Origin of the sequence: Cupriavidus agavae (assembly GCF_004217045.1) — a bacterium.
Lineage (GTDB): Bacteria > Pseudomonadota > Gammaproteobacteria > Burkholderiales > Burkholderiaceae > Cupriavidus > Cupriavidus agavae.
The window spans coordinates 2,258,793-2,272,515 of record NZ_SGXM01000001.1 but is presented as its reverse complement, the minus strand read 5'-3'; the positions used below and the strand labels follow the sequence as shown (position 1 = coordinate 2,272,515).

The following is a 13,723-nucleotide window of genomic DNA, read 5'->3' as shown; positions in this document are numbered from 1 at the left end:
GGCTATGCGAACGAACCAGCCCACCCAGATCCTCGTCGTCGACGACGACCCCGAACTGCGCGACCTGCTGCGCGAGTACCTGACATCCCAGGGCTTTGCCGTCTCGGTGCTCCACGACGGCGACGGCCTGCAGGCCCGCCTGGAGCGCGAGCGGCCCGCGCTGATCGTGCTCGACCTGATGATGCCGAAGGTGGACGGCCTGACCGCGCTGCGCAACCTGCGCGCCAAGAACGACGACATCCCGGTGATCCTGCTGACCGCGCGCAGCGACGAGATCGACCGCATCGTGGGGCTGGAAATCGGCGCCGACGACTACCTCGGCAAGCCTTTCTCGCCGCGCGAGCTGCTGGCGCGCATCAATGCCGTGCTGCGCCGCAAGCTGGCCCGCCCGGCCGCCGCCCCCGAAGACCGCGAATCGATCGCCTTCGGGCCATTCCGCGTGAACTTCCGCCAGCGCTCGCTGGAGCGCGCCGGCCAGTCGGTGTCGATCAGCGATACCGAGTTCGCGCTGCTCAAGCTGCTGCTGATGCATCCGCTGGAAGTGCTCTCGCGCGAACGCATCGTGGAACTGATGTACGGCACCGCCAACGGCATCAGCGACCGCGGCATCGACGTGCAGATCTGGCGCCTGCGCCGGCTGCTGGACGAGGACGCCCAGCGCCCGCGCTACATCCAGACCGTGCGCGGCCGGGGCTATACATTCGTGCCCGACGAGGCCGAGGACAGCATTCCGCAATGAAGCTTCGCATCGACACCCTGTTCGGCCGCATGGCGCTGCTGATCGCCGCCGTGCTGGTGATCAGCCATTTCTCGTGGCTGGCCATCCTGCGCATGGACCGCCGGCAGCAGCAGATCGACTACTCGGTGGACCAGATGATGTTCCAGCTGGAGAGCATCGAGCGGGCGCTCGACGCCAGGCCGCCCGTGGCGCTGCCGAGCCTGATCGAGGTGTCCGAGACGGCCGGCGTGGACCAGCAGGCCGGCGCGCCCAATCCCGGCCGTCCGCGCCGGCTGGTGGAGCAGTTCACGCGGCGCCTGCCCACGGGTACCGAGGTGCGGCTCGAAGACGAACTGTCCACGCCGCGCCTGTGGATCAAGCTGCCGAACCGCAACCGCTGGATCGCCATGCCGATCCTGTTCGTGCACAACCCGCCGCCCGACAACCGTCTGGTGCCGGGCGTGGTGCTGGTGGTGGGCGTGGCAATCATCTTCGCGCTGTTCGTGGCGTGGCAGATCCAGCGCCCGGTGCGCGACATGGCCGAGGCGGCCGAGAAGCTGTCGCGCCAGCAGGCCGTGCCGCCGCTGCGCGAGCGCGGGCCGCACGAGCTGCGCCAGCTGATCGAGCGCTTCAATCGCATGGTCGCGGACCTGTTCCGTATCGACCAGGAGCGCAACACGATGCTGGCCGGCATCGCGCACGACCTCAAGACGCCGCTGGCCCGGTTGCGGCTGCGCGCCGAGATGCTGACGGACCCCAAGGCGGCCGCCGGCGTGACACGTGACGTGGAGTCGATGTCGGCCATCGTCGAGCAGTTCCTGACATTTGCCCAGAGCAGCGAGCCCACCGCGCGGCCGGTGCCCGTGGACAAGCGCATCCACGAGCTGGCCGCCTCGCTGCTGGAGCAGGACCGCCAGGTGGTGCTCGAACTGACGGCCGGCGACGGCTTCCGCATGATCGCCACGCAGGTGGACCGGATCATCGGCAACCTGGTGGACAACGCCTACGCCTACGGCGCGCCACCGGTCTATGTGGCCACGTCGCGCACCAACGAGGGCTGGCTGCTGACCGTGGAAGACCAGGGCCCCGGCATCCCCGAGGACGCCATCGACCGCGTGACGATGCCGTTCGTCCGGCTCGATCCGGCACGCGGCGGCAATGCCCATTCGGGCCTGGGTTTGGCGATCGTGGACCGGCTGGTCCGGCAGGGCGGGGGCAGGCTGTCGATCAGCAACCGCGCGGAAGGCGGCTTGCGCGTGGAGATGGTGTTCCCGTTCACGGCGCTGGCGCAGGCGGCGTAGCCGGCGAACCCCGGCGGGATAGCTACCGCTACCCCCCTCAAACCTTCTTCTTCTCTCCGATCCGGCGTTCCTTGCCCGCCAGCAGATTGGCGATATTGCTACGGTGCCGGACGATCAGCAGCACGCTGATCAGCAGGATCGCGCCGGCCATCAGGTTCACGCCGAACATCAGCACATAGAAGAACGGGGCGAAGATAGCGGCGGCCAGGGCCGACAGCGAGGAATAGCGGAAGAAGACCGCGATGATCAGCCAGGTGGCCAGCGTACCGGCGCCCAGCAGCGGGTGGATGGCGAACAGGATGCCGGCGGCCGTGGCCACGCCCTTGCCGCCCGCGAAGCGGTGGAAGACCGGGAACAGGTGGCCCAGGAACACGGCCAGCGCGGCCATTGCCACGCCGGAATCGTCCACCCCGTACCCCGGCCCCAGGAGCTTGACCAGCATGACCGCCACGAAACCCTTCAGGGCGTCGCCGAGCAGCGTCAGGATGGCGGCTTTCTTGCTGCCGCTGCGCAGCACGTTGGTGGCGCCGGGGTTGCCCGAGCCATAGGTGTGCGGATCGGGCAGGCCCATGGCCTTGCTGACCACGACGGCGAAGGACACCGACCCGATCAGGTAGGCGAGGACGGCAAATAGCAGGTTGACCATTGTGGGGGACATGAGTCTGAGTCTGGCTCTGATTTCGGGCTGGCGCGATTGTAGCGCGGCGCCGGTCAGTCCGGCAGCGCGCATTCCACGGGTTTTGCTTCCAGCAGCGCCGTCAGCACCGCCGGGGCAATGCTCACCAGGTAGCCGCGGCGCCCGCCGTTGAGATAGATCGTGTCGAGCGCCAGCACCGACGCCTCCACGTAGACCGGCAGCCGCTTCCTGGTGCCGAACGGCGAGGTGCCGCCCACCATGTAGCCGCTGTGCCGCTGCGCCACCTCGGGCTTGCACGGCTGCACGCTCTTGCAGCCAATCTGGCGCGCCAGGTTTTTGGTCGAGACCGAACAGTCGCCGTGCATCAGCACGATCAGCGGGCGGGCGGCCTCGTCTTCCATGACCAGCGTCTTGACCACGTGGTGCTCGGGCACGCCGAGCTGGCGCGCCGATTCGCCGGTGCCGCCATGGTCCACATAGTCATAGGGATGTTCGCCGAAGGCCACGCCGTGGCGGCGCAACTGCTGGGTGGCCGGGGTCTCGGAGACGTGCTTGCTCTTGCTCATGGTGCGTGGGGGTCGAACCGCCGCGCGCTAGCCGCGCGGATGGTGGTGCAGGTGCAGCTCGCGCAGGCGCTCGCGCGCCACGTGGGTATAGATCTGCGTGGTGGAGATATCGGCGTGGCCCAGCAGCATCTGCACCACGCGCAGGTCGGCGCCGTGGTTCAGCAGGTGGGTGGCAAACGCATGCCGCAGCGTGTGCGGCGAGAGCGGCGCGTGAATGCCGGCCTCGCGCGCGTGCTTCTTGATCAGGTGCCAGAACGCCTGGCGCGTCATGCCGTCGCCGCGCTGGGTGACGAACAGCGCGTCGCAGGCGCGGCCCGCCAGCAGCGCCGGGCGGGCCTCGGCAAGGTAGTCGCGCAGCCAGTCGCCGGCCTGGGCGCCGAACGGCACCAGCCGCTCCTTGTTGCCCTTGCCGCCCACCACGCGCGCCACGCCCTCGTTGAGGCCGATCTCGATCGTCTTCATGTTCGTGAGTTCGGACACCCGCAGCCCGCTGGCGTACATCAGTTCGAGCATCGTGCGGTCGCGCAGGCCCAGCGGCGTGCCGGTATCGGGCGCTTCGAGCAGCGCCTCGACATTGGCTTCGGACAACGTCTTCGGAAAGCGCGGCGGCTGCTTGGCCGGGCGCAGCAGCAGGCAGGGATCGGCGCTGACCAGATGCTCGCGCAGCGCCCACTGGAAGAAGCGCCGGAATACCGTGAGCCGCCGGTTGGCCGACGAGGCGCGCGTCTGCGTGTGGCGCGCGGCGAAATAGGCCGACAGCGCGGTGTCGTCGGCGGCCAGCAGCGTGCCGGTCTCGCTCTCGTGCAGCCAGCGCGTCAGCAGCGCCAGGTCGCGGCGGTAGGCGTCGATGGTGTTGCGCGACAGCCCGTCTTCGAGCCACAGCGCATCGCAGAAGCGGTCGACCAGCAACAGGTCGTCGTCAAGCCCCGCCGTCATAGCAGCATCGCGCCCTCATGGCGCAGCAGCCAGCGCTTGACGCCCAGGTGGAATCCTTCCTCGCCATGGTGGGCAAAGCCGCCCAGCCCGTTGGCCGCCACCACGCGGTGGCACGGGATCACGATCGGAAACCAGTTCTGCCCGCACGCCTGGCCCACGGCGCGCGGTACGCTTTTTAAAGATTTTGCGATGGTGCCGTAGGTCGTCAGCCCGCCGCGCGGCACGGCCGCAATCGCGCCCCAGACCTTGCGCTGGAAATCGGTGCCGCGTGCGGCCAGCGGCAGGTCGAACGGGAAGTCGGGGTTGGCGTAGTAGGCATCGAGTTGTTCCGCCACGCGCTGCAGCAAGGCATCCGCGGGCGCAATCTCTTCGAAGCTGTCTGGCAGGTAGACGATCTCATGCACCTGCGTGCCTGCGATGCGCACGCCGACCTTGCCGAATGGCGCAGGCAGGATGGCATCGAAGTTGGGGGACATGGGGGTGAGGGTAGGGCGGAAATACGCGATTCTATGCCGATTCGTGTTGTCTTTCTCCCCTCTCCCGCCGCGCGGGAGAGGGGAGCGAGAAAGCGGCAGTTTGACGCCTTTACTGCTCCAGCTTGATGTTCTGAACCTTCACGAGGTTCTTCATCTTGTCGAATTCCTTCTTTATCTCGGCGGCGTGCTGGGCCGGGGTGTTGCCCGACGGCTCGGCGCCGGCGCCGCGCAGGCGCTCGACGAAGCCCTTGTCCTGCAGCGCCTTGACCACGGCGGCGTTGAGCTTGGCGATCACGTCGTCAGGCGTGCCAGCCGGGGCCACCAGGCCGTACCAGGCCGGGTCGTTCGGCTCCTTGAGGCCCATTTCGCCAAAGGTCGGTACGTCGGGCAGGCCCTCCACGCGCTTGTTCCAGGCCACCACGATCGGGCGCAGCTTGCCGGCCTTGATGTAGGGCATCGACGAGGGCAGGTTGTCGACCATGATCGGCACCTGGCCGGCCAGCACGTCGTTCAGCGCCGGACCCGCGCCACGGTACGGAATGTGCACCATGAACGTCTTGGTCGAGACCTTGAACTGCTCGCCCAGCATGTGGCCGAAGCCGCAGGTGCCCGACGTGGCGTACGAGAACTTGCCTGGATTGGCCTTCAGCACGGCCAGGAACTCCTTGTAGTCCTTGGCCGGGAAGTTCGGGTTCACGGCGATCACGTTGGCCACGTTCGCCACGTTGGCGATGGGCTTGAAGTCCTTGATCGGGTCGTACGACAGCTTCGGGTTGCAGGCCGGGTTCACGGCCATGGTCGACACCGTGGAGATGCCGATCGTGTAGCCGTCCGGGGCCGATTTGGCAATGGCATCGGCGCCGATCGAGCCGCCGCCACCGGCACGGTTCTCCACCACCACGGGCTGGCCGAGGATGCGGCTCATCTGGTCGCCCACGCCACGGCCGACGATGTCGGTGGTGCCGCCCGGCGCAAACGGGATGATCAGCCGGATCGGCTTGGTCGGATAGGCGGTCTGGGCGTGCGCGAGCGATGCCACGGAGGCAACGGCGGCGATGGCCACGGTCAGGATGGTTTTGCGAGCTTGCATGAGAAGAGAGTCTCCCGTCATAAGGCCGGACGGATCGCGTCCGGCGAGGTTGCATCACTGGTGCGTCCTGGGCGGGTTGCCAGGGCGCGCCGGCTTACCGGGTCAGCCGCCCAGCAGTCCGCGCTTGAGGTTGCGGTCCACCGGGTGCTCACCCAGGAAAATGCGCAGCACGGCCTGGTAGAAATCCTCGCCATGGATGGCCTGGCCGCGTGGAATGCCGTTCAGCGTGATGGCCGTGCCGCCATCGGGCGTGAAATCGAAATTGATGATGTCGCCACGGTGCGCCGGCCCGATCTGGGCCATGGTGCGCTCCAGTTGCGACACGCGGTCCGACAACTGCCTGAGCTGCAGCTCCGAGTGGTTCTCGCGCAGCCCCGTGTTGAGCGCCTTGACGAAAGACGCCGACTCCACCTCGCGCAGAGGCCGGATCTGCAGCCGCTTCGGCCCCGGCGTGACCAGCGCCAGCGTGGCGTTGCGCGCCCGCTCGGGCAGGTAGAGCCCCGCCGCGTACCCCTTGAGCACGAACACCTGGCGCAGGCCCGTGCCGTTGAGCGGCAGTTCCTTGCCGCCCAGGCGCGCGGCGTCGTCAAAGCGCACGCCGCCCACTTCCATCGCCGCGGCCGGCGGCAACAGCGCGCCCAGCACCAGCGCTGCGCTCAGCGAGGCGGCAAGACGGCGCACGGGCCGGGTGCGGAGAAAGCGGGACGGCTGGTACTTCATGGCTGCGAAAGATGACTGCGGATGCGCGCAAAACGCGCGGGCAAGGCGAAATTCAGCGTGCCATGCTGCCGGAATTCTGAAAAAATACCCATCCGTATCTGCCCTAGCCTTCACTTTTCACGAAAGGTGCCGACAGATGCGACGATAACCAGAGAAACATTCGAGACATGTCTGCCGCGCTGCTGCTGGTGCCGGATTTCAGCCTGATCCTGATCGGCTGGCTGCTGGTCCGCTACACCCCCTTTGACCGCGGCTTCTGGGCCGGCGTGGAACGCCTGGTCTACTTCGTGCTGTTCCCGGCACTGCTGTTGCAGTCCACCAACAGCGCCCGGTTCGATTTTTCCTCCACCTCGGCCATGCTCGGGCTGGCCGTCGCCACGATGGCCTTCGGCATGGCCACCGGCTACCTCGTCAAGTTCGTGCTGCGCCCCAACCCGGTGGATTTTGCCTCGGGCGTGCAGACGGCATTCCGCTTCAACTCGTATATCGGGCTGGCGCTGGCCGCGCGGCTCGGCGGCGGCGAAGGGCTGGCGCTGATGGCGCTGGTGGTGGGCATCACGGTGCCCGCGTGCAACGTGGTGGCGGTGTGGGCGCTGGCCCGGCACGGCGAGTCGAAGCTGCTGCGCGAGCTGGCGCGCAATCCGCTGATCCTGGCCACGGCCACGGGGCTCGTGACCAACCTGCTGGGCCTGCATCCGCCCGAGGTGGTGGCGATGACGCTGAACCGGCTCGGCTCGGCCTCGACCGCGCTGGGCCTGATGACGGTGGGCGCCGGGCTGCAGGTCAGCGGCGCCACGGGGGCGCTGGGCCCGATGGCCTGGTGGACCGGCGTCAAGCTGCTGGCCATGCCGTGCTTCGCGTGGGTGGTGGGGCGCTACCTGCCGCTGACCACGCTGCAGTACCAGATCGTGGTGCTCTACGCCTCGCTGCCCACGGCATCGAGCGCGTACATCCTCGCCGTGCGCATGGGCGGCAACGGACCCATGGTTGCGGCCACGATCTCGGCCATGACGATCGCGGCGGTGCTGACCACGCCGTTGTGGCTGGTGCTGGTCAGCTAGCGCGAAATGAGACGTTTGAGCAAGAAACCATGCGTTTTCTTGCTCAAACGGATCAGGCGGCCGGTCCTTCCTGCCGCAGCGCCCACTCGATATGCTCCCGTACCAGCGGCGTGGCGCCGTCGAGCCGCGCCCGCAGCGCCGCCCGGATACGGCCCGCCTGCGCCGGGTCCGCGACACCCGCCGCCCGCAAGCCATTTCCGAGCCCGACCGCCAGATTCCGCAGCCACCGCTCGTGTCCGATGCGCCGGATCGGACTGCCTTCGAGCCGCTGGTTGAACTCGGCCTCGCTCCAGCCGAACAGGTCCACCATGTCCGGCGCGTCGAAACCGTTGCGCACGTCGAAATCGGGCAGCGTGGCGCGGTGCGCGAACTTGTTCCACGGGCAGGCCACCTGGCAGTCGTCGCAGCCATAGACGCGGTTGCCCATGGGGGCACGCAGGTCTTCCGGAATGGCGCCCTTGTGCTCGATGGTCAGGTACGAGATGCAGCGCCGCGCGTCAAGCCGGTACGGCGCCAGGATGGCCTGCGTGGGGCACACGTCGATGCAGCGGCGGCACTGGCCGCAATGGGGCGCGGTGGGCGGATCGGCCGGCAGCGGGATATCGACCAGTATCTCGCCGAGGAAGAACATCGACCCGCCGTCGCGGTCCAGCAGCAGCGTGTGCTTGCCGCGCCAGCCCAGCCCGCCCTGGCTGGCCAGCGCCACCTCCATGACCGGCGCCGAGTCGGTGAAGACGCGGTAGCCGAACGGGCCGATGGCCGCCTCGATGCGCGCGGCCAGCTGCTGCAGCCGGTTGCGCAGCACCTTGTGGTAGTCCCGGCCACGCGCGTAGAGCGAGATCACGGCGGTGGCCGGATCGTCGAGCCGGGCCAGTTCGTGGCCGCGCCAGTCGGCGGGGCCGGCGGCCGGCAGGTAGGGCATGCGGGCCACGATGGCGCGTACCGTGCCGGGCACCAGTTCGCCGGGCCGGGCGCGCTTTGTGCCATGGTTCGCCATATAATCCATGTCGCCATGGTGGCCCGCCGCGAGCCACGCCAGCAGGCCCGCCTCGGCGTGCCGCAGATCGACATCGGCGATGCGCACCGCGTCGAACCCCAGTTCGGCGCCCCAGCCGCGCAGCGATGCCGCCAGCGCCGCCAGGTCCGCCCCCGGCGCCAGGTTGGCGGCCGAAGCCGGACCGGCGTGCGCCGGAACGGAATCTTTCTCTCGGGATTCGGGGGACGGGGCGGGCACTGCACGGTCGATCATCCCTGAATTGTACGCAATGCCCCTGCTCGAAGAACGCATCCTGCCGCTGCCCGATGAAGCCGCCACCGACCGCTTCGGCGCCGCGCTGGCCGCCACGGTCCGCAACCTGCCGCCGCAAACGGTGCATCTGCAGCTGTCCGGCGACCTCGGCGCGGGCAAGACCACGCTGTCGCGCGCCGTGCTGCGCGCGCTGGGCCACGCCGGCAAGGTGCGCAGCCCCACCTACACGCTGTGCGAGCCCTACGCCGTGGCGCGCGCCGATGGCTCGCCGCTGACCGTCTACCACTTCGACCTGTACCGTTTTGCCGATCCCGAGGAGTGGATCGACGCGGGTTTCCGCGACTGCTTCGCCGAGCCGGCCTTCAATCTGGTGGAGTGGCCCGAGAAAGCCGGACGCCTGCTTGGGGAACCCGACCTGCACGTGTTGCTCCAATCGGACAACCGCGTGCCGCCAGCTGTTGAAAACGGCGCCGATCCGGCCGATAACGGTGCCGAAGCGGGCGCCGATCGCCGCATGGCCACGCTGCGCGCCTATACTCCCGTTGGACTTACCTTGCTGAACGCATGCTGATCAAGCGACTTCCCACCGACCGCCCCGATGGACCCGACGGACTGCTCCAGGCCCGCCGCAAATGGATGGCGCAGGCCCTGAAGGTCAGCGCCGGGACGGTGGTCCTGACGCTGGCCGGACCGCAGATCGCGCGCGGCGCCGGCATCGTGGCCGTGCGCGTCTGGCCCGCTGAAGATTACACGCGTGTCACGATCGAATCGGACGAGAAGCTCGTGGCCGTGCACCAGATGATCCGCAGCCCGGACCGCCTGGTGGTCGATATCGACGGGCTGGACCTCTCGCCCACGCTGCGCGAGCTGGTGGCCAAGATCACCCCGAACGACCCGTATATCCAGTCGGTGCGCGTGGGCCAGAACCGGCCGCACGTGGTGCGCATGGTGTTCGACCTCAAGGAAGACGTCTCGCCGCAGGTGTTCTCGCTGCTGCCGATCGGCGACTACCGCAACCGCCTGGTTTTCGACCTCTACCCGGTCAATCCGCCCGACCCGCTCTGGAAGCTCGTGCGCGATACCGAGGACAAGCAGCGCCGCTTCGCCTCGAACCCGCCGCCGCCCGGCAGCGGGCAGGTGGCCGGCGCCCCGGCCGGCGCCGAGGAAGACGCCATTGGCGCGATCGTCCGCAAGTTCGAGGACCGTGACCAGATTCCCACCGGCACCACGGCTCCGCCGCCGGTGGTGGCTACCGTGAAGCCGAAGCCCTCGGCGCCCGAGAAACCCTCGGCCCCGCCGGTGCCGCCGCCGGTGGCGCAGACCAACGTACCCCCGCCGAGCCAGTTCAAGATGCGCCGCCTGCTGACGGTGGCGCTGGACCCGGGCCACGGCGGTGAAGACCCCGGCGCCACGGGCGCGGCAGGCTCGCGCGAGAAGGATGTGGTGCTGCAGATTGCGCACCGGCTGCGCAAGAAGATCGACGCCGAGCCCAACATGCGCGCCATGATGACGCGCGACTCCGATTTCTTCGTGCCGCTGAACGTGCGCGTGCAGAAGGCGCGCCGCGTGCAGGCAGACCTGTTCGTCTCGATCCACGCCGACGCGTTCGTCCAGCCGACGGCGCGCGGGGCGTCGGTGTTCGCGCTGTCGGAGCGCGGCGCGTCGAGTTCGGCGGCCCGCTGGCTGGCCAACAAGGAAAACAATGCCGACCTGATCGGCGGCACCAACATGGGCAACAAGGACGCCCAGGTGTCGCGCGTGCTGCTCGACCTGTCCACGACGGCGCAGATCAACGACAGCATGCAGGTGGGCAAGGCGGTGCTGCAGGAGATCGGCGGCGTGAACCGGCTGCACAAGGGCAGCGTGGAACAGGCCGGGTTTGCCGTGCTCAAGGCGCCGGACATCCCCTCGATCCTGATCGAGACCGCGTTCATCAGCAACCCCGAGGAAGAGCGCAAGCTCAACGACGACGCCCACCAGGAGCAACTGGCCAACGCCATCCTGCGCGGGATCAAGGCTTACTTCGCCAAGAACCCGCCGTTGTCGAAGAATCCGTCGGTGTAGGAGGTGCAGGGACAAAAAAAACGGCGCCTCGGCGCCGTTTTTCATGAAGTCCCGAGACCGCTCAGGCACGCACCGCGTTGCCGTTCTCCACATCGTCCCGCCGGGCGTAGCGCGAGGCCAGCACCGAGCAGACGATCAGCTGCAACTGGTGGTAGACCATCAGCGGCAGCACCAGCAGCCCCAGCGCCGGATGGCCGGCAAACAGGATCTTGGCCATCGGGATGCCGTTCGCCAGGCTCTTCTTCGAGCCGCAGAACACGGCGGTGATCTCGTCCTCGACCGGGAAGCCCAGGCGGCGCGCGGTGAAGGTGGTGGTGGCCAGGATCACGAACAGCATGATCGCGGCAATGCCCATCACGGCGCCAATCGTCTGCCACGAGTACTGGTGCCACAGTCCGGCCGCCGTGGCATCGCAAAACGACGAATACACGATCAGCACGATCACGCCCCGGTCGATCTTGGTGGTGATCTGCTTCTTGGTGGCCAGCCACTTGCCGATCAGCGGGCGCGCGGCCTGCCCGAGCGCAAACGGCAGCAGCAGTTGCAGCGCCACGCCCATCAGCGCGCGCCCGAGCGGCATCGACGCGCCGCTGGCACTGATCACCAGCCCCATCAGCAGCGGCGTCAGCGCCATGCCGAGCAGCCCGGAGACCGTGGCGTTGAAGATGGCGCCCGGCACGTTGCCGCGCGCCATCGACGTCATGGCCACCGACGACGAGACCGTGGACGGCAGCGCGCACAGGTAGAACACCCCCAGCAGCAGTTCCGGCGGCAACTGGTCGTGCAGCGAGAACATCAGCGCCGCGCCCACGATCGGGAACACGATATAGGTGAACGATTGCACGAACACGTGCAGGCGCCAGTGGCGGGCCCCGGCCACGAGCTTTTCGCGCGAGAGGGCGGCGCCGTGCAGGAAGAACACCAGCGCGACACCGAGGTTGGTCACGATGCCAAGTCGCAGCGGGCCGTCGCCGGCGCCGATTTCGGGCGCCAGCAGGGCCACGCCGATGGCGCCAAGCATGACGAGGACGAACCCGTCGATCAGGTCGTAAAGCTTTTTGAAGGGGGCAAGAATCACAGACATTCGGGATAGTGCGTAAGGGTTTCCGCTTGGTATTGTTCGCTTGTCTTGTCTAGAATGCAAATTCATTTATTTCATTCATTCATTTCGTAGTTGCATGAATTACACACTGCGGCAGTTGCGGGTTTTCCTGGCGGTGGCGGCTCACGGCAGCTTCAGCCGGGCGGCAGATGCCGTGGGCCTCACCCAGCCCGCCGTCAGCCGTGGCGTGGCGGAACTGGAAGAGGCGCTGGGGATACGTCTGCTCGACCGCACCACGCGCGAGGTGATGCTGACCGACGCCGGTACCGCGCTGGTTCCGGCACTGGAGCGACTTCTGGGCCAGCTCGATGACACGCTCGAAGAGACCCGGCAGTCAGGCGAACGCTATCGGGGGAGGGTGGTGATAGCCAGCGCCCCGACCATCTCGGCGCGGCTGATGCCGATGTATGTCGCGGCCTGCGCGGCGCAGTATCCGGAGATCCGGCTGTTCGTGCGCGACAACGTGCAGGCCGACGGGCTGGAACAGATCCGCGCCGGGGCCGTGGATTTTGGCGTGCTGATCGATCCGCTGGCGCGCGACGGCCTCACCATTGCGCCGCTGGCGACCGACCCGTTCTGCTTTGTCTGCCGGCGCGACCACCCGCTGGCGCAGGCCGGCTCGGTGCCGTGGAGCGCGCTGCATGGCGAGCGGCTGGTGCTGCTGGATTTTGCCTCGGGCAGCCGTCCGCTGATCGACCGCATCCTGGCCCGCCACGGCGTGGCGCCGCACGTGGTGCAGGAACTGGGCCATTCGGCCAGTGTGTTCGGGATGGTCGAGGCGGGGATCGGCGCCTCGGTGCTGCCATCGTTCTCGCTGCCGCTGCCCGCCGCGTCGCCGCTGGTGTCGCTGCCGCTGACGCCGCGCGAGGATCGCAGCATCGTCATGGTCCGGCGCGAGGATCGCTCGCTCTCGCCAGCCGCCGCGGCGGTCTGGCAGATGGTCCGGACCATGCCGATCCCGGCGGACGCTACCGCGGCAGTGCCGTGATCAGCGCCGCTTCCAGCGCGAAACTGCCATCGGGCTGCACAAGATAGCGCTCGCGTACTTCGGCCGGGGCCTTGCTCCACAGGTGCTGGATGGCGGCCTGCGCCACCTCGGGCGTACGCATCCGCGCCACCCAGCTGGCGAACTCGATCCGGATGCGCCAGACCGGCGACACCTCGGCGCCAAAGCCGGCCTCCCGGAACAGTTGCGCCCAGCCTGACGGCGTGTAGTCGCGGATGTGCGACGGATCGCGCAGCAGTTCGACCGATTGCAGCCAGGTATCGCAGAGTGGGTCCTCGGCGCCCACGATATCGATCAGTACCACCTTGCCGCCCGGCTTCAGCACACGGCGGATCTCGCGCAGCGCGGCCGGCACGTCGCGCCAGTGATGGGCGCTCATGCGCGACACCACGGCGCAGAAGCTGGCGTCGTCGAACGGCAACGCCTCGGCCGCGCCCTGCCGGGTACGGATATTGGTCAGACCCCGATCGGAGGCCGCCGCAGCGACCACGCCGAGCATTTCGGCAGACAGGTCGTAAGCGACCACTTCGTTTGCCATGGTGGCGGCGGCAAAGCTTGCGTGTCCGGCGCCGCAGCCGAGATCGAGCACGCGGCTGTGGCTGACGGGCTTCAGGTGGGCCAGCGCCTGCCGCAGTTGTTCGAGATCCGCGCCCTGGGCGTGTACGGCGCTGGTCAGATAGGCGCTGGCGGTGGCGCCGAACTGGGCGGCGACGAGTTCTTGCTGTTGCATGAGGGGTGCCTCGTTCTTGTGGAGAGGGGTTGCGATTGCCCTGGGCCCGGGGTTCACGTAATGTAGA

At 68.2% G+C, this 13,723-nt stretch carries 15 protein-coding genes; 6 read left to right on the top strand and 9 right to left on the bottom strand.

Annotated features, from left to right (window positions below; genetic code table 11):
- Positions 1 to 4: 4 nt before the first annotated feature.
- Positions 5 to 739 carry a response regulator gene (locus EV147_RS10300; protein WP_130390975.1) on the top strand — a complete coding sequence of 245 codons (735 nt, stop codon included), beginning with the start codon at positions 5 to 7 and terminating at the stop codon, positions 737 to 739.
- Positions 736 to 2,019: an ATP-binding protein gene (locus EV147_RS10295; RefSeq protein ID WP_130390974.1), complete on the top strand. Its 1,284-nt coding sequence runs from the start codon at positions 736 to 738 to the stop codon at positions 2,017 to 2,019. The genes EV147_RS10300 and EV147_RS10295 overlap by 4 nt, the downstream gene beginning before the upstream one ends.
- 37 nt (positions 2,020 to 2,056) lie before the next feature.
- On the opposite strand, the gene plsY is transcribed toward EV147_RS10295, so the two are convergent.
- From plsY to EV147_RS10265, 6 genes are all read right to left on the bottom strand, one after another.
- A complete protein-coding gene (plsY, locus tag EV147_RS10290) occupies positions 2,057 to 2,665 on the bottom strand; it encodes a glycerol-3-phosphate 1-O-acyltransferase PlsY (RefSeq protein ID WP_130391257.1) in 609 nt (202 codons plus the stop codon).
- A gap of 65 nt (positions 2,666 to 2,730) precedes the next feature.
- On the bottom strand, positions 2,731 to 3,222 hold the full coding sequence (locus EV147_RS10285; protein WP_130390973.1) for an aminoacyl-tRNA deacylase: 492 nt from the start codon (positions 3,220 to 3,222) through the stop codon (positions 2,731 to 2,733).
- Between the two features lie 27 nt (positions 3,223 to 3,249).
- Entirely contained in the window at positions 3,250 to 4,158 is a 909-nt protein-coding gene (gene xerD / locus EV147_RS10280) for a site-specific tyrosine recombinase XerD (RefSeq protein WP_130390972.1), read from the bottom strand.
- Positions 4,155 to 4,634 carry a methylated-DNA--[protein]-cysteine S-methyltransferase gene (locus EV147_RS10275; protein ID WP_130390971.1) on the bottom strand — a complete coding sequence of 160 codons (480 nt, stop codon included), beginning with the start codon at positions 4,632 to 4,634 and terminating at the stop codon, positions 4,155 to 4,157. The genes xerD and EV147_RS10275 overlap by 4 nt, the downstream gene beginning before the upstream one ends.
- 109 nt (positions 4,635 to 4,743) lie before the next feature.
- Positions 4,744 to 5,724 (bottom strand): tripartite tricarboxylate transporter substrate binding protein BugE, encoded by a 981-nt coding sequence (locus EV147_RS10270; protein WP_130390970.1) that lies wholly within the window; start codon positions 5,722 to 5,724, stop codon positions 4,744 to 4,746.
- 102 nt (positions 5,725 to 5,826) lie between these two features.
- A complete protein-coding gene (locus EV147_RS10265; RefSeq protein ID WP_130390969.1) occupies positions 5,827 to 6,444 on the bottom strand; it encodes a chalcone isomerase family protein in 618 nt (205 codons plus the stop codon).
- Positions 6,445 to 6,611: 167 nt separating this feature from the next.
- Between EV147_RS10265 and EV147_RS10260 the strand changes: the two genes are divergently transcribed.
- Positions 6,612 to 7,505, top strand: a complete 894-nt coding sequence (locus EV147_RS10260) for an AEC family transporter (RefSeq protein ID WP_130390968.1) — start codon at positions 6,612 to 6,614, stop codon at positions 7,503 to 7,505.
- Positions 7,506 to 7,557: 52 nt separating this feature from the next.
- Here EV147_RS10260 and queG read toward each other — a convergent pair whose 3' ends face one another.
- On the bottom strand, positions 7,558 to 8,754 hold the full coding sequence (gene queG, locus EV147_RS10255) for a tRNA epoxyqueuosine(34) reductase QueG (RefSeq protein WP_235844647.1): 1,197 nt from the start codon (positions 8,752 to 8,754) through the stop codon (positions 7,558 to 7,560).
- A gap of 16 nt (positions 8,755 to 8,770) precedes the next feature.
- On the opposite strand from queG, the gene tsaE reads away from it, so the two are divergent.
- Together tsaE and EV147_RS10245 are read left to right on the top strand one after the other, a co-directional pair.
- Positions 8,771 to 9,325 carry a tRNA (adenosine(37)-N6)-threonylcarbamoyltransferase complex ATPase subunit type 1 TsaE gene (gene tsaE / locus EV147_RS10250; RefSeq protein WP_130390966.1) on the top strand — a complete coding sequence of 185 codons (555 nt, stop codon included), beginning with the start codon at positions 8,771 to 8,773 and terminating at the stop codon, positions 9,323 to 9,325.
- Positions 9,319 to 10,818 carry an N-acetylmuramoyl-L-alanine amidase gene (locus tag EV147_RS10245; protein WP_130390965.1) on the top strand — a complete coding sequence of 500 codons (1,500 nt, stop codon included), beginning with the start codon at positions 9,319 to 9,321 and terminating at the stop codon, positions 10,816 to 10,818. Before tsaE ends, EV147_RS10245 begins: the two co-directional genes overlap by 7 nt.
- 61 nt (positions 10,819 to 10,879) lie before the next feature.
- On the opposite strand, the gene EV147_RS10240 is transcribed toward EV147_RS10245, so the two are convergent.
- Positions 10,880 to 11,902 carry a bile acid:sodium symporter family protein gene (locus EV147_RS10240; protein WP_130390964.1) on the bottom strand — a complete coding sequence of 341 codons (1,023 nt, stop codon included), beginning with the start codon at positions 11,900 to 11,902 and terminating at the stop codon, positions 10,880 to 10,882.
- 94 nt (positions 11,903 to 11,996) lie between these two features.
- Between EV147_RS10240 and EV147_RS10235 the strand changes: the two genes are divergently transcribed.
- The gene (locus EV147_RS10235) at positions 11,997 to 12,908 is read left to right on the top strand and encodes a LysR family transcriptional regulator (RefSeq protein ID WP_130390963.1); all 912 of its coding nucleotides are present in this window, start codon (positions 11,997 to 11,999) and stop codon (positions 12,906 to 12,908) included.
- On the opposite strand, the gene EV147_RS10230 is transcribed toward EV147_RS10235, so the two are convergent.
- Complete coding sequence (locus EV147_RS10230; protein WP_130390962.1) at positions 12,889 to 13,656, bottom strand: class I SAM-dependent methyltransferase; 768 nt, start codon at positions 13,654 to 13,656, stop codon at positions 12,889 to 12,891. The genes EV147_RS10235 and EV147_RS10230 overlap by 20 nt on opposite strands.
- Positions 13,657 to 13,723: the final 67 nt, after the last annotated feature.

Excerpts from the sequence above, each read along its gene's own strand:
- EV147_RS10300 (WP_130390975.1), top strand. The coding sequence starts at position 5 with ATGCGAACGAACCAGCCCACCCAGATCCTCGTCGTCGACGACGACCCC.
- EV147_RS10295 (WP_130390974.1), top strand. The coding sequence starts at position 736 with ATGAAGCTTCGCATCGACACCCTGTTCGGCCGCATGGCGCTGCTGATC.
- plsY (WP_130391257.1), bottom strand. The coding sequence starts at position 2,665 with ATGGTCAACCTGCTATTTGCCGTCCTCGCCTACCTGATCGGGTCGGTG.
- EV147_RS10285 (WP_130390973.1), bottom strand. The coding sequence starts at position 3,222 with ATGAGCAAGAGCAAGCACGTCTCCGAGACCCCGGCCACCCAGCAGTTG.
- xerD (WP_130390972.1), bottom strand. The coding sequence starts at position 4,158 with ATGACGGCGGGGCTTGACGACGACCTGTTGCTGGTCGACCGCTTCTGC.
- EV147_RS10275 (WP_130390971.1), bottom strand. The coding sequence starts at position 4,634 with ATGTCCCCCAACTTCGATGCCATCCTGCCTGCGCCATTCGGCAAGGTC.
- EV147_RS10270 (WP_130390970.1), bottom strand. The coding sequence starts at position 5,724 with ATGCAAGCTCGCAAAACCATCCTGACCGTGGCCATCGCCGCCGTTGCC.
- EV147_RS10265 (WP_130390969.1), bottom strand. The coding sequence starts at position 6,444 with ATGAAGTACCAGCCGTCCCGCTTTCTCCGCACCCGGCCCGTGCGCCGT.
- EV147_RS10260 (WP_130390968.1), top strand. The coding sequence starts at position 6,612 with ATGTCTGCCGCGCTGCTGCTGGTGCCGGATTTCAGCCTGATCCTGATC.
- queG (WP_235844647.1), bottom strand. The coding sequence starts at position 8,754 with ATGATCGACCGTGCAGTGCCCGCCCCGTCCCCCGAATCCCGAGAGAAA.
- tsaE (WP_130390966.1), top strand. The coding sequence starts at position 8,771 with ATGCCCCTGCTCGAAGAACGCATCCTGCCGCTGCCCGATGAAGCCGCC.
- EV147_RS10245 (WP_130390965.1), top strand. The coding sequence starts at position 9,319 with ATGCTGATCAAGCGACTTCCCACCGACCGCCCCGATGGACCCGACGGA.
- EV147_RS10240 (WP_130390964.1), bottom strand. The coding sequence starts at position 11,902 with ATGTCTGTGATTCTTGCCCCCTTCAAAAAGCTTTACGACCTGATCGAC.
- EV147_RS10235 (WP_130390963.1), top strand. The coding sequence starts at position 11,997 with ATGAATTACACACTGCGGCAGTTGCGGGTTTTCCTGGCGGTGGCGGCT.
- EV147_RS10230 (WP_130390962.1), bottom strand. The coding sequence starts at position 13,656 with ATGCAACAGCAAGAACTCGTCGCCGCCCAGTTCGGCGCCACCGCCAGC.